At 44.3% G+C, this 15,193-nt stretch carries 6 protein-coding genes; 4 read left to right on the plus strand and 2 right to left on the minus strand.

The genetic code is table 11. The features are described 5' to 3' along the window. Positions 1-32: 32 nt before the first annotated feature. Together LEP1GSC047_RS02515 and LEP1GSC047_RS02520 are read right to left on the minus strand one after the other, a co-directional pair. Positions 33-2,009, minus strand: coding sequence for a hypothetical protein (locus LEP1GSC047_RS02515; RefSeq protein WP_010411956.1), 1,977 nt, complete (start codon positions 2,007-2,009; stop codon positions 33-35). 153 nt (positions 2,010-2,162) lie between these two features. Then, positions 2,163-3,167, minus strand: a complete 1,005-nt coding sequence (locus tag LEP1GSC047_RS02520; protein WP_010411953.1) for a glycosyltransferase family 2 protein — start codon at positions 3,165-3,167, stop codon at positions 2,163-2,165. A gap of 192 nt (positions 3,168-3,359) precedes the next feature. On the opposite strand from LEP1GSC047_RS02520, the gene LEP1GSC047_RS02525 reads away from it, so the two are divergent. From LEP1GSC047_RS02525 to LEP1GSC047_RS02540, 4 genes are read left to right on the plus strand one after another with little or no spacing between them, the layout of a single operon-like run. Continuing rightward, positions 3,360-3,701, plus strand: coding sequence for an STAS domain-containing protein (locus LEP1GSC047_RS02525; RefSeq protein ID WP_010411951.1), 342 nt, complete (start codon positions 3,360-3,362; stop codon positions 3,699-3,701). Positions 3,702-3,718: 17 nt separating this feature from the next. After that, positions 3,719-6,763, plus strand: coding sequence for an LIC_11026 family protein (locus tag LEP1GSC047_RS02530; protein ID WP_020988163.1), 3,045 nt, complete (start codon positions 3,719-3,721; stop codon positions 6,761-6,763). A gap of 8 nt (positions 6,764-6,771) precedes the next feature. Next, positions 6,772-7,392 (plus strand): DUF1318 domain-containing protein, encoded by a 621-nt coding sequence (locus LEP1GSC047_RS02535; protein ID WP_103186203.1) that lies wholly within the window; start codon positions 6,772-6,774, stop codon positions 7,390-7,392. Positions 7,393-7,398: 6 nt separating this feature from the next. Further along, positions 7,399-15,030, plus strand: coding sequence for a PD40 domain-containing protein (locus LEP1GSC047_RS02540; protein ID WP_010411946.1), 7,632 nt, complete (start codon positions 7,399-7,401; stop codon positions 15,028-15,030). The last annotated feature ends 163 nt before the right edge of the window (positions 15,031-15,193 follow it).

Genomic DNA, 15,193 nt, shown 5'->3' on the forward strand with positions numbered 1-15,193 from the left:
CCAAAACGAACGGCAGTACCCTTAACGGAAAACTATCTGCGAATTAGACGAAATATCCGCATGCAATACTGTTCTTTCCCTTCGGAATACTCCGCTAACGGGTCGATCGCATATCCGAGACTCTCCGTTCTTATTTTATATTTGTCGGGTAGCTCGCAATTTGGTCCGACATAAATGAGTTTGTCAAATTCTTCCCAGGTTTTCCAGCGATATTTGTTATCGTTTCTGTATTTACCTTTATCCAATGTCTTTAGCCTGAATAAAAGATCGAACTCGGACGCTAGTAGACGTCCAGGCGTTTGAAAATTTTCCTCTTCATGGAATGCGTTAAACGCTATGTATTTTCCCTCGGAGTCAATCTTAGAGGCAAAATCACGCGCAGGTTGAAATACTTGCTCCTCGAATCCTTTCAGACAGAATGCATGTGACTGATAATAGGATACGTTTAGGAGTCCTCCGGGTCTGAAAAATAAGGAGATCCCCCAGCTAAATATGATTCCCGAAAGCAAAGATATTGCGACTTGGCTTTGCCATTTCTTAGAATCCTTGATCGCTCGGAAAAACCATAAACTCAAAATCCAAAGCAAGGCAGGTAGCGGATAAAAGACGTGTCTTAATTGTTTGTTGCCTGTGGTAACGTCGATCACTATATACTGTAAGAACACGACTGCAGAAATCGCGAATAAAGGATCTCTTAGTGCGGCGGGCCAAGATAGACCTTCCAACCTTGCAAGTAAGGAATCCAATTTTCCTTCGGGAGATTGCAGAAGACTTGGGGTATACGCCGACTTTGCATCGGCATTTTTGTCTCTCGATCTTAGATAGAACCAGACCGCGATGAGTATGATCGAACCGGCAAAAAAAATACGAAAAATCCAAGGATCGTCGAACACATGACTCGCGGGGATTCTATCGCTCGGAGATTCGAAAAGACTCAGTATGAAACTTCTGACGAATTTGTTTACGATCATCTGCGCATTCACGAGGCTCATGACCCTGTCTAAGTTGGCGAATAGCCAGACGAAACTCGGAAGTATCGCGTAGATATAGAGCACTCGAAGGGACGGCGGCGTGATTTTTTTAGCTTCGTTCCTGTACTTAAATAAGAAATAATTAAAGTCTAAAAACAGGATGACGGTCAGAAAGTATAAGACTTTCTTAAATGATCTTTGATCTAAATTCCAATCCGTGACGACTCGCAGGATCGGAAGGGAAAATACGAGTCCGACGACCGATACCAAAAAAATCAAGCGTAGATTTTTGTAATGAACCCGAATTGCAAACCTAAGGAATCCGATTAATTCCGGAAGCCTGGCGATTCCTTCGTACAGAAATAAGGAAATAAAAAGCAAAAGTCCGTACGGATATTTCGTAAAAAACAAAGAGAGCAGTGCGACGGAAACGAGTGAGGATACCCTATTTCCTTTTTCCAATTCGGCACCCGGCCCTAATTTTTGTACCGAATCATAGAGTTTATATAACGCGAAATATACCCATAGCAATACGAACATTCCTTGGGTTTCCAGCATGGACGATAAACTGTAAGCGGGAGTTTCAGTCGTATGAAGAGACATCGCCAGAATCAATAGAGAAACGGCGCCGGAGAAAATGAAGGAGCCCGTGATTCGAAAGCTTGTATAAATTAATGTGGGGAAACAAAGCGCGTAAAATATCAATCCAAGAAAGGAATCTTTCCAAGTGATGGGCCATTCCCCGGGACCCCAAAGCATAAAGAGGGAAAAAATCGACCTAAGAGGAGGCCAGGTAGAGGCCTCTAAGAATGGAAAGAATCCGCGCCAATACCTTCCTTCCCGAAAGTCCTGGTATTGGTCGAGTAATTGATTGAGACGAATATTTTCATCCCAGGTAAGCAGATCTTTTATCGGGCAAATGTTTAGGAATGCAGACCAATTCTTCCAGACCATGATTCCGGTCAGAAACAATGCGACCGAAATCAAAAAAAAGCCTAGAATTCTATCCGTAAGACGATTCATTGTTCCCCCAAACATGCTTAGAGTTTTCTCGATCAGGTTATAGGATGCGTTTTGGGGGGAAAGGATTTTTCCTAAGCGGATTGGGCGGGCGGAACCGGACCCGCAGCCGACCTTCCATTTTGCTAAGTGAAGGAAGTTATCGGGAGTTCATTCTCGAAAGAAGAATCGTTAGCTCTTGGTCGATCTCTTTTTTTCTTTTTGTTTGGGGGCGGTATCGGTGGAATAAATCTTTTCGATCACATACAGCGGACGATTCTTGGATTGGTCGTTGACTCTACTTAAATATTCCCCGATCATTCCGAGCGCCAGTAACTGGATTCCTCCCAGTATCAAAACCACGATCATCACCGAGGTCCAGCCCTGGATGGTATTATTCGTAAACAACTTCAGATACAGAATATAAATCGTGTATAAGGCTCCTGCAAATGCCGCGGAAAAACCGAGATAAGAGGAGAGCTTTAAAGGTGCGGAAGAAAAGGAGGTGATTCCGTCTAATGCGAATTTAAGCATTTTCCCGACGGAAAATTTGGTCTCACCGTCGAAACGTTCATCCCGATCGTATTCCAGTCCCGTTTGACGAAATCCGATCCAAGCGATTAGGCCTCGGATGTACCGATGTTGTTCCCTCATGGAAACTAATACATCGGTAACCCTACGACTCATAATGCGAAAATCCCCCGTATCGATGGGGATATCGAATCTGGTTAATTTTTTCAAGGTTCTATAAAAGAGGTGGGCCGTTAGAAGTTTGAAAATCGACTCGCCTTCGCGGGTTCTTCTTCGCGCATAAACGACATCGAATCCGTCTTTCATTTTTTCGAATAAATCGGCGACGAATTCGGGAGGGTCCTGCAAGTCCCCGTCCATAACGGCCACCGTTTCGCCTCGAGCCACATCGATTCCGGCGGTAATTGCGAGCTGGTGTCCGTAGTTTCTGGACAGATTCACAAGGAAAAAACCGGGTGTGGACTCGCAGAACTCTTTTAGAATTTCCGCGCTCTCATCCCGAGAACCGTCGTTTACAAATAAGATTTCCGAATCGGCGGGACCGAAGCCGAACTTGGTTTTTAGGATTTTTAAGAGGGCATTCAGTCGCTTAACAAGCTCCGGAATTGTTTTTTCCTCGTTGTAAATGGGAATGACGACGGATAGGAGGGGCGGTTTGGGAGCCATCTTTGACGATGGTACGTTGTTTCATTCCGGCCAAAATGTCGATCATTATTCCGCATAATTCTACCGGCCGAAACGGATAGGCGCCCTTTCCTGTAAAGCAGGACCGGATTTGGGAATGATCTCGTAAAAAAGGACTTTACAAGACGACTAGAATGCCGATCCTATATATGCACAAAAATCCAAGAAAGGGTTATGAAAATCAAAGTCACCACGAAAAACGACGTCCACATTATCAAGATCGAAGGACCCATCAAGGCTGGAAACGAATTCGAACTTGGACAAAAAATCGAGGAGTATATCTCGAAGGGTGACGTCCCGAAGTTTATTATCGACCTTAAAAAAGTGCCCTTCATCAACTCCGCCGGACTGGGGATGTTCCTGAACATCTACAAACACATCGACGGACTCAAAGGAAGAATGGTTTTTACCAACCTAAATTCCGACATTGAGAACCTGATGGAGATTACCAAACTCGCTAGCATTTTTGAGATCTACAAAACCTTGGAAGAGGCTATCGAGTCTTTCGAATATTAATTTTACCCGATATTCAGGTGGCCTCCTCGGTCTTTCAGATCCTCCAAAAGCGAAAAATTTCCTTAGCCATACTAGTCGGGCTATTTCTTCTTTATCACAGTCTCTTTAACTCCTTTACCGGACAGATTCTCTTTGACAGGGTTTTTGTGCCGCTTGTCCGGGGGGAGGTAAAAGGGGATGTGCGGAAGTTTTCTCTGCTGTACGGCATCCGAATTCAAGATATAACCGTTCACGCTCCGTCCGAATGGGGAACCGAGCCGCTTCTCACCCTGAAACGGTTCGAATTTTCCTATAATCTTCCCTATCTTTTTTTTGGAAGGCTGAAACTATCCAGGATAGCTCTCGAGGATCTCGAGTTGAATTTGGTCCAAAAAGGGAAAGTTTGGAATGCAACAACCTTATTCCCCGCATCAAAGGCTGCGCCTGAGCCTCCTCTCGCAGAACCGTCCGAGCCGTTGACGCAGATTCGTACCTATTTTCCCGTAAGCGCCTTTTTACGATTCGAACTCAAAAATATAAACGTACGGATTCTATCGAACAACGGAACAAAATCGTACTCAGCCGGATTGGAAGGATTGGACTTCGCATTGGAATTGGATACGAAACGATTTACTAAAATTCCTTTCGATCCGACGGCTTTGCGCTTGATCGACGATTTCCAATTCAGACTGAATTCGGAAAAAAAAATCAGGGTCCGATTCGAAGATTCGTCCAGAAGTTTGGATCATACGCTTCGATTTACTTGGATTTGGGATAGGGGGAACGCCGGAGAAGCCTTTCGTTCTAAACTGGATCTAGGGTCCGAACAGATTCCTTTACGACTTAAGAATCGGCCGGTTATACCCTTCGGATTTTCTTTTAAATACGATTTAGAATACTCTCCCGATTCGAAGGAACTCGTACTCGGAAATCTACAATTTAAGGTAAATGAAGACGTCTGGTTGGAAGGCGGCGGAAAAATTTCCGGAGTCGGAGAAGAATCTCAACTCGTAAATATAGCATTACAAAAATCGAAAATTCGTTTGGCTCCCGTTTCGGACTTTCTCCGTAGCCTAGGGTTTGCGGGAATTTCCATGCAGGGCCAAGCTTCTTTAGCGCCGGTGCTGTTCGAAGGAACGTCAGAGGATCTTCGGGTGATCGGCGAAATCAAAGCTAGCGGATTGGATTTAAGATTCGCGGGTGGAACTCATCGCGTTCCGGAACTGTATCTGGACTGGGACGCGAGATTGTATCCTTCTACGACCCAAGCGGTTACCGGATCGAATCCGCTTCCCTGGATCGGAATCTTGGATTTAAAAAAACTGAAAGTTTTGTACAATGATGCGACCTTATTCGGAACGTTGTTCTATTCCGGAGATCCGAAGATTCGGGAGAAGGCTCTAAGTCTCGATTTGAAATTGGATCGGTTTTCCCTAACCCCGTATTCGCCCGGATTAGCCGGACTCGTATCCGCGGATTTGGGAGTGCGAGGGGTCGATTTTTCTTCGCTGGATCTGAATCTAAAAATGAAAGCAAAGGGATTTCGTTTCGCGTACGGTAGAGGAAACTCCGGAAATATTCTTTTGGACGGTAAGCTAAAAGGAACTTTAAGATTTCCTGATAAACCCTGGGAATTGAGAGAGGTTCATATCTCTCCTCTTTCGATAGGAATAGCTTCGCCGGAGGGAACCGAGGCCTTTAGCCTGGAAAGCCGGGGTAAAGTCCGGTTGGGAGAATTCTTAAGCGCCGATCTAAATAACGCTAAGTTAAGGGCAAATCTAGACGAGCTGCTTCCCCTTTTACCCCTGGTACTTAGGGAATCCCTGATACCTATCCGCTCGCAATTAGGCCCCGTCGTCGGACTTTCCGGAGATCTCGGCTACTCTAAGATGGCATCGATCCAGGAAATCAAGGGAGGATTCGGATTGCTAGTACCGGCCTTGGAGATTAAGGACGGAAAGCTGAAGATCTCGGTTATGATCGACGGTTCTCCCGCGAATAAAATCCACTTAAAGCAGATGGATCTTTCCGCATTTGCGGGAAAACTTTCCTTCCGGTCTTCCGGCACCTTATCGCGTCCAAAGCAGGAGGATGTTCCGCCTTCCATGGGTCCTTTTTCGCCGGATCTTAACGGATCCTTCCGGTTGTCGTCGAAGGAAGACGCGTATCTGATCAAAGGATTGACGTTTCGTGGAGACCTAAGTCTCGGCTTTCGATGGGTCGGGCCTATGATTTCCGGTAATTTTTCCTCCAAAGAATCCGGCCTTTACGTAAGTAATCGTCTTTGCCCGAGTCCCGAATGCAAGCTGTACAGGATAGATGGGCTGAACGCCTCGGTTCCGTTCCAACACGATATTTCGATGAAAGAAACCAGAAATCTGATCGAAGGCGATAAAAGAAAATTCGTGATGAATTATGGCAGATTACCCGAGCCGAATTTTACGATTCGAGAAATAGTGGGAACTCATCCTTCCCTAAAAGGACTGCCATTCGAATACGTAAAGCCGAAAGGAGCTTCACCCGGGCTTTCCGCAAACATAAATTATTCGGAAAATTATTTACGAATGGATTTCCTCAAAGTATACACGTTGGACGGGGAAATTCTCGGAAAGGACGTAATCGTTAACGTCGGGGCGGGAGCTCCCGAAAAAATGGAATATTCGTTGGAGCTACGGGTAAAGGATATAGATCTTAAACAATTGCTTCCGAGTCGGAGTAGGGGTAAGATCGACGACGGTAAAATCAAGGCGGATGTGAATCTATGGGGAAGGAATCTCGGGGATCCGATCCCGAATCTAAATCTGTTTTTTAGCGTTTATCAAATCGGTCGCGACTTCGGTAAAAGCGCGATAAATATTTTCGCGCCCTCCAACTTGTTGACGGATTTCATATATACAAGCTATGCGGTGGATAAAATCGAATTAGAATTGTCTAAAGGGTTGGTCTATGCTGTGATTTTATTCAAGAGATCCGTCCTGGGGACGTTCGTAAACTTGGAGAATAATCAGGTTTCTCAGCAAAGAATGCCCTTGGCGAATTTCTTAAAACGCGCCCAGAGCGAAATCGAAACGTATAATAAGTGATAAAAACCGTGAGAAAATTAAATTTCTTTAAAATTCCTTTAGCTCTAGTTCTTTTTTGCACTTTCTGTACGATTAAGGCTCCCTTGATTACGTTCACTCAGACCCAAACCGCATCCGAAAAACAAATGTTGGGAGAGGATCGAAATCTCGAAAAAGACGGATGGCTGATCGCTTCCATAAAAACGTCTTCGTCCGGATCGGAAATTTGGGAGAGAGATTTGGTCCGGGAAGAATTTTCGGATCCGGACGATCGCACTCTTTATATCGCGTTGCGGACCTTAGCCTACTTGGCTAGGGAAACGAAGGAATATTCCGCCTCGGGGTTACTTGCGGAAGGCTTGGACGGTAAGATTCGAATCAATCCGAAAGCAAGGGAAGCCGGTGCGGAGAAAGCGCTGTCCAAGCCCGAACTGAAAAGTCGCCTCGATGAGTTGCTTAAAATAACGAACGAGAGTAGGGATTTGATCGTTCAAGGCAAGCTGCGGAAGGAGACATCCTTGCCCGGGAAGCCGATGACGGAAAAAGAAAAAGCCGAGTTGAAGCGATCTTTGCTATTATCGTGGTACCGCTCGGTGGGCCAAGGAGAATACTACGAATCATCCTCCGGTATATGGAAGAAAAAGGGATAAGCTTTCATGAGTTATTCCAAATTCTTAATTTCTCTTTTTGCGATATTTCTTTTCGGCGATTGCACTCTCCTTAGTGTCGTCGAAAAAATAAAGCCGATCGAATTCGATTACGGCCCCATTTCTCGAAATTATTTTCGTCCCGATAACGAAAAGCCGTTTCCTCTGACCGTGCAAAGAGGGAATAACCTCTACCATTCCATGACTAGGGACGGTAGGTATCTATTTTATACGACCGGTCAAAAAGGAAACTTCGACATTTGGTTTCGTGATTTGAAAAGCTCGATCGTGGTTCCGGTTACGCAACATCCGTCCTCCGAATATAAACCAGCTATCAGCCCCGACGGTTCTAAGTTGGTTTTCGTTTCCGAGCAATACGATTCGGCCGGTGATATCGTGCTTTTGACAATGAATCCGGCCGAGTGGGCCGCCAAAATACTGGACGGAAAGCGGTTTCTTAGCGAAGATTTCATATTTTTAACAAATTCTGAATATACTAATTCTCTAAAGTCCGATCGCTTTGTGGATACGGATCCTATTTGGGCGCCCGATAACCGACATATCGTATTCTCCTCGGATCGGCTCAGTCCGGGTACTCCGAATTTAATCCTTTGGGATACTAAAGGGATAACTCAGGCGAAATTGCTGACGAAAACGGGGGCTGCGAGCCCTTTTTGGTCGGAGGACGGAAAGAGAATCGTTTACGTTTCTTATTCGGAATCGTCGAGAGGCGAATTGTATTCGCTTGAAGTGGCGACCGGGACGATTAAAAGAATTACGAGAGACGATTATCTGGATTTTTCCCCCAGCTTTTCGCCGGATTCAAAATTCATCTATTATACTTCGATTCGAAAAGATTCGGATAATAACGGAAAAATCGACGAACGAGATAATAGCATAATCGTTCGACTCGATCTTTCCAACGGCAGGGAAGCGTTACTAACTTCCGGAAATTTTTCGTTATTCGATACTAGATATTCCAGGTTTAACGGCGGGAGTATTCTGTTTACCGCATCGTTTTACGAAACGATGAATATTTACTTTTTGCCCGAAAACGGTTCCATTCCTAAGGCAAAGAGTATCGGGGCTCAATTCGATCTTGCGCTTCAATATAAACAAAAACAAGGTTTCGAGGATTTTATATTGGCGATCGATTCCTTGGATTCGTATTTTGCGGACGATCCCTTATTTCCGATATTCAAATCGAAAGGACTATTAGAGAAATATAAAGAATCTAAGAGAAAAGGGAAATTGCAGGTTCTTGAGGAAGTGCGGAAAGAGATGACCTCCGGCAAATTGCACCCCGATGCGGGATTGTCGTTCGCGTTCCTATTGGAAGCGGATGGCGCCACACCTAAGACGCTTAAGGATTATTCCGCCGCCTGGGAGAAAGTCCCCGAAATAAATCGAAATGCGCTGGCTGCCCTGGAAGAAGAAATCGGAGACGCCTACGTTAATCGGAACGATCGGGCTTCGGCCCTCATAGTATTCGAATCCTTGAGAGATAGGTTTCCCGATTATTACCATGATAGGGATGTGCTGCGAAAAATCGGGGCCTTGCGATTAGGAGTTTCGGAAAGTTCGGGCTGGGTTCTTCCGAATTCATTGCTGTTAGTCGCGAACGATCCAAGGTCCGGTACGGAAGATTTGCGGTATATGTACGAATTGCTCGAGTCCGAGACGGTATCGGACCGTTCCGATGCGGAGAAAATATCGATCGCGGACACGGCCGACAATGCGAATTCTCTCCGAACAAAATCGCCGGTACTGCACCGTTTTTTCTCCTATGTGAAGGCCTTGGGTTTAAAAGGACAGGGCGATTTTAAACGGAGCAATTCCATTCTTGACGGGTTCCTCGAACAGTTAAGGCCGGAGGATCCTTTATTCCTAAAATCGCATATTCTAAAATCGGAAAATTTTAGAGGCATGGGTGACACCAGAAATTCTCTTACCGAATTGAGAATATTCCTTGAAAATTACGATGCGACTTCCGGAGTCGCAATCGATGAAAAAGAGATGGAGCGTTCCTTCTTATATTTCGAAAATTTGGCCAGAAATTACGAGAATAGGTCCGATTTTTTACAAGCATCATTCCACTATTTTTTTAACGCAGAAAACATGTTTCTCGCAAAAAGCAAGAATCTATTTTTGGATACGCTGTATAAGGATTATGCGATATACTATCAAAGATTGATGGTCGATACGTCCTTTAAATTGGCCAAATCGATCAGCGATAAAAACGCGCAAGGACTGCTGGGGACTTTGAATCCGGTCGAATTCGATCCGCTGGATAAGAAGGAGGGATTGTCCTACGTAACTCAATATTATGAAAAAGAGAAAATTCTTCCCCGCGCCAGAACCTTTCTCGATTTAGCGACTCTTTACGGATACGCATATTATCTGATAAATCGGTCCGTTATTCGGGAGACTTATTTTTATGCCGCCGGAACGATGGATGCCGCAAAGAAGGAGGCGGTATTACGAGATTTTAAACAAGCCGAATACGAGCTGAGATGGATTATATTCTCCGATCCCACCTATCACGACGCCTATCAACTGTTAGGTTGGCTATACCAGTACGTCGATATTATGAAATCCAGAAGACCGCCCGACGGTGAGCTATCGGACGAGGATCAATACGCGGCCATATATCGGAAATATTTCCCGGAGAAGAATTTCGAAGAAAACGTGGAGCTTTACAGCCAAATTTTGGAGCTTTTAGGGGAGAATTTTCCGAATAAGAAGGCTTTGTCCGACTTGCGCTTAAATCTCGGAAACAATTACTTTCTTCTTAAGAACTATCCGAAAGCGGATGAACAATACTCTTTGGTGGAGTCCTATTCGAAGTTTATTCTTTCCAAGGCGCAATTCGAAGATTATCGTCAAAAAGCCGTATTCCTATTCAATTCGGCGAGATCATCCATTTATATGTCAAGATACGCGGATGCCATTCGCAAATTGAATGCGGCTTCCGATCTATATTCCAAAAACGAATTTTCCAAATTATATTCCCAGTTGGATCCGCGCCTGGCTATCGAAAGTTATCATGAAAAATTAGCCTTAATCTATACCCTTACGGGATTGTCTCATATGGAGTCGGGTGAATACAGCTCGGCGATTCCTTTTTACAAAGACGCACTTAAATTGAACGACTCTTCTCGTTTAGTGGATCCCGTTAACTTACATAATGCTCTTGCGCTCTGTTTTCAAAAAATAGGATCGTTAAGCGAATCGGAGGAAAATTTAAAGAAAGCGGAACAGCTCGTGAAAGAGAAGGGAGTTAATTGGATTCCGCGTAAAGTTAAGATCACTTTTTGGGATTATTTTTGGGATCTAATCTTCGATACCGTCCTACCCGACTCGACTCGAATTTCGGGATCCGGTCGATTTCCCGAAGCGATTCCCGCATCCTATCAGCCCTTATTATCTTCCGGCATACGAATTAATAACCTATTACTGGAACAAAATTACGAACTTGCCGGAGAAGAAACCGATAAACGCCTCGCATATGTGAACGGAAAAGGTTTGAACGGAAGCTTTCCGGGAAAACTGATTAAATCTCAATCCTGGAACGATTTAGGATTCGTTAGATATAAAAGGAATGAATTCGAGAAGGCCAAGGCTGCATTTCGCTCCGGAAAGAATTATGAAGCTTCGACGAGCGAGATCTCGTTTAGGTCGCAAAGTACGTTCCGGCGTTATTTATATTCGCTCTTTGCCGAAATCGAGGCCGAGGATAAAAGTTTAGGGTTTCATCCGGAGGTCGAGCTGGAGGAAGCCTATCGATTCCTTTATGCGATGAAAATGAATTATATCGATTCGTGCCTGTCCATATCGGACGATCAGGATAGAGTTTCTCTTAGAAAGCGATGCGAGGAGACCTTCTATAAAGAAAACTACGATTATGATATTCTAATATCCAACCTTTTCTACTATTTAGGCGAGGAAGAGATCAAACGAAAGGATTGGATTTCCGGGTTTGAAAAACTCGGTTTGGCGGTTTCACTGCTCGAAAATCCTTCCGGATTACCGAAGGAAATCGTCGGATTAGCCCAGGATCCTTTTTCTAAGAAGGAAAGAGTCATTCATTCGCTGAGTCGAGCTAGCATCTATTTTCGTCTCGGCGATTCGGAGCGCGCTTATCTCTGCTTGAATTTTGCGGAAGAGATGGCTAACGAATTTTTTTATGCTAACGAACTCATCCAAGCTTGGGTTTTACAAGCCAGGCTGGATATGATATCCGGAAAATCTTTTCGTGCAAAAGAACGTTTACTCAAAGCCGAGAACCTTGTTCAAAAGCAAGCTCATCTTATCCGCGAAGTGAAAGGGTTTTTGCTACGCGACTTATATGAGACCAGGATTCGTAACGAGATGGAATCGGGTAATCAAGCGGCGGCTTTTAAAACCTGGGACAGATATCGATCCGTTTTATTATTTAGAAATTTTGAAAAAGGAACTTGGGAATTCGAAGGAAATCCGAAGGAATATCTTCAATTCGAAGCATCGTGGAAGTACTTTCGAACCGCATATTTAAAGTACCAGGCAGCATTGGAAAGACGGGTCGAAATAAAAGAAGCGGAGTCGGAATTGAACACCGTATCAGCTTCGGCGATGCAATCATTGGAACAGTTGAGAAAGGTTTTTCCGAGCCGTGTCGCCTTTCTTAGCCCGTTCCGAGAGTCGACAGACCAACGTTTAGGTCCGCAAGAAAGCGAATTTAGAATCATCAAAGTAATGGGAAAGAATTTCGTAAAGATTCGGAAAGCGGAGTCGGTGAGATTCGTGACCGTTTTAGGCGATGAAGAAGAAGTGTTCGCCGCATTATCCCGCGAAGCCGAGTGGACGATGCCTAAGAAAATATTCGATCCGGGGAATACGAATTATGCGGATCTCTTCGTTCGCCGAGTCGAGGGATTGATTCTAAAAGCCGACTTAGATTTACCTCCGGAACGCGATGGAACATCGCCGAGGACGATCACTTCCTATCTGGACCTTTCTTCTAAATTAAAAGTTCGTAATATAAAGGCCGGTTATTTGGGGCATTTATTGGATGATTCCGATATAATCGTATCTTCTTTGCCGGAAGTCGAAAGCGATTTTCTCTTCGGCGAAAGGGTTCGGGATCGACTGGACCTAAAGGAAATTTTTTCCAAGAGCCATAAGGTTTCTTTCATTATTTTCGTAACTCCAAAGCAAGTATCTTGGAAGAAAATCTCAAAAGTCGCTTCTGCAAGCATCGGTTCGGGAGTCGACAAAGTATTTTTCTGCGACGACTCGAAAGGTTGTATAGCGAATGTACTTGCGGAGATCGATGGACAAAAAATCGCCGCAGGGGTTTATAGGTTCGGTCGGATTTCATCAAGAAGAAAAGCGAATAAGTTTCGGGGTGAATCTCTTTTTGCGGAATCCAGATCGTTTGAAATAGCCGGGAATTATCAGGCCGCCTATGATAAAATTTACGAGGCCAAAGACTTTGCGCAAACGGGATCCGATCGTTCCCGGAGAATCGAAGAAAATTTACTTAGACTTTTAAGGCGAAATCATCCGAAGCTCTCTCTACAGGAAATACTTTCGTTGTCGTACGAGACGCGTGACGATTCTCAATTAGAAAAATTGAATTTTTCGCTTTGCCTTGCCGCTCTGTTGGATCATGACGAGCCGGATTGTTCCGGTATGAAACTCCCGGCCGATAAGAATAATTTAATTTCCGCCGTTTCCGCTTTAAAGCAGGGTTCGGATCCGAAAACTAATTTTGACGAATTGATCGATATCGGGATTTACGAACCATTTTTACTCCGAATTCGAATTGCGGAACTCGCTTTGGAAAGTTATTTTCCGACCATCGTAAAAGAACAATTGATGAAGGCGGCCAAGATCGCCGGAGGGCCGGAGGCTCTAGCGCTTGTTTCGAAACTGTCCGACGATCTGTCTCAGCAAACCGCATTATTGGAAGAAATTTCCGAACCGAAGCGAGTAACGGGAATTGATTCTAGTTCGGAGAATCGGCAAGGAGAGAATTTGAGATACAAGAGGCGACTGCTCGATCTTGCCGACAGAAAATCTTTCGGCGGGAGAATTTCACCGATCGCCCTCTATTCCGAAGTGTTCGGTGCATCTCGTGAATTATTCTCCTCGCTTACCTCTTCCGAGAGAGCGGTTATCGCCGATTTATTAAGATACTCGATAGGAGATGAGATTGCCGGAGAAATGTCCGATTTTCTTTTATCCTATATAGAATTCGAGAGAGGGAAGCGAAATCTACCTCGGATCGTGAGATTCATGATCGAAGTTTCTCGCGCCTATTATTCCAAAGGAGATTATGAAAATGCGCGAAACTGGATAGGTAAGGCGGAGAACGAACCGGGGCATTTTCAGGATTCGGAAATCGAATATCTGAAATATAAAATAAACGTGATGAACGGTAAGTCTCAACCAATCGTTTCCGATTCTCCCTTTTACCAATTTACAAAATTTTATCAGGAATCTCTTTCTTCAGCTCCGAAGAATTTTCTTGATATAGCGAACCGATGGGTCGGTTCCCGTAAGCGAACTTCTTTAACGCCGAGAGAGAGAAGGGAACTGAACGATTTTCTGACATTTCTGCAAACTCTCGCTTTTAAAAAGAATGATTCGGAAGTTTTCTTCGATCTTTGCGTGGCTAAAGACAAGGTTTCCGTGGCTAGAAAAACGATTCTCGGTAAGGAACCGCTTTTCTCCGATATCCCGAAGTTCCAACCCGTCTCGCTTAAATTGGAGGAAAAACTTCCGATCGGTCAGGAATTTCTTGCAGTGGCGGATCTAGGGCTTACGACTTTCTACATCAAATTTACGAGAGGAAAATCCAACGGAGATATCGCGTACAAGGACAATCGAAAATTAAAAGCGACTATTAAACGATATCATGAGGAAGCGGAAAAAGGCGGTTCCGAAATTTTATTAAGAGAATCCTTGGAAACCGAATATCGTCAGAATATTAGAATTTCAAAGAATAAAACGACTTATCTCTATCTTTCGAATTACCATTTTCTCGTCCCTTTAGTTCCTCGCTCGGAGGAAGAAATTTATTACGTGACGGACCCGGTCGCTTTTTTGGAAAATCCTATCCACCAAGAAAAGGACGAATTCTTGCCGGGCTTCGCTATCGTCGCAAGAGAACCTAACTCAGCCCCCGATTGGTATAAGAGATTATTAAAGTTAGACGCGTTGGAGCTAGGAACTAAAATCGTTCGCTCGGGAGTCTCTTCTTTTTTTATAATACAGGAACCGCTCGAACTCGATTTCAATCGCGGAATTTTATTCGGTAGAAAATCGTTGCCCGAAATCTCGGATACTAAACAAAAAGGTCCTTGGATGCTTTCGTCCTCGTTTCTGAAAGAATTTGATTTCGGTTCCGAGAACTTTCGCGACTCTCTTTATTTTTTGCAGAAATCTATCCGAGGTTCCGGAATAGTGAATTTAGGTTTTCAGACGGATACGCATAATTCGCGGTTCTTGAAAGAGTTAACGAGACGGGAGGATTCCAGGATCTCTCTGAGAAATCGATTTTTGAAAGCGATTGAAATCATGCGAGACGTATATCCGTTCGATAAATATTGGAACGGATACCGCCTGTTTACGACGTCGATCATAGCAGAAGACTAGGACAGAGGACAGATAATTATTTCTATTTCCCTGGCAACAATTTTTTTAAAAACGAATTATGTTGGAGCGCCGACACAGAGAACGGAGGGCCGAAGAAAGATCCACTGTTGCATAAGAATCTTTCTCTAGAGCATGGAAACCCGGCTGGCCAATGTTCTGTCTT

The sequence above is a fragment of the Leptospira inadai serovar Lyme str. 10 genome (assembly GCF_000243675.2).
Taxonomy (GTDB): Bacteria; Spirochaetota; Leptospiria; order Leptospirales; family Leptospiraceae; genus Leptospira_B; species Leptospira_B inadai.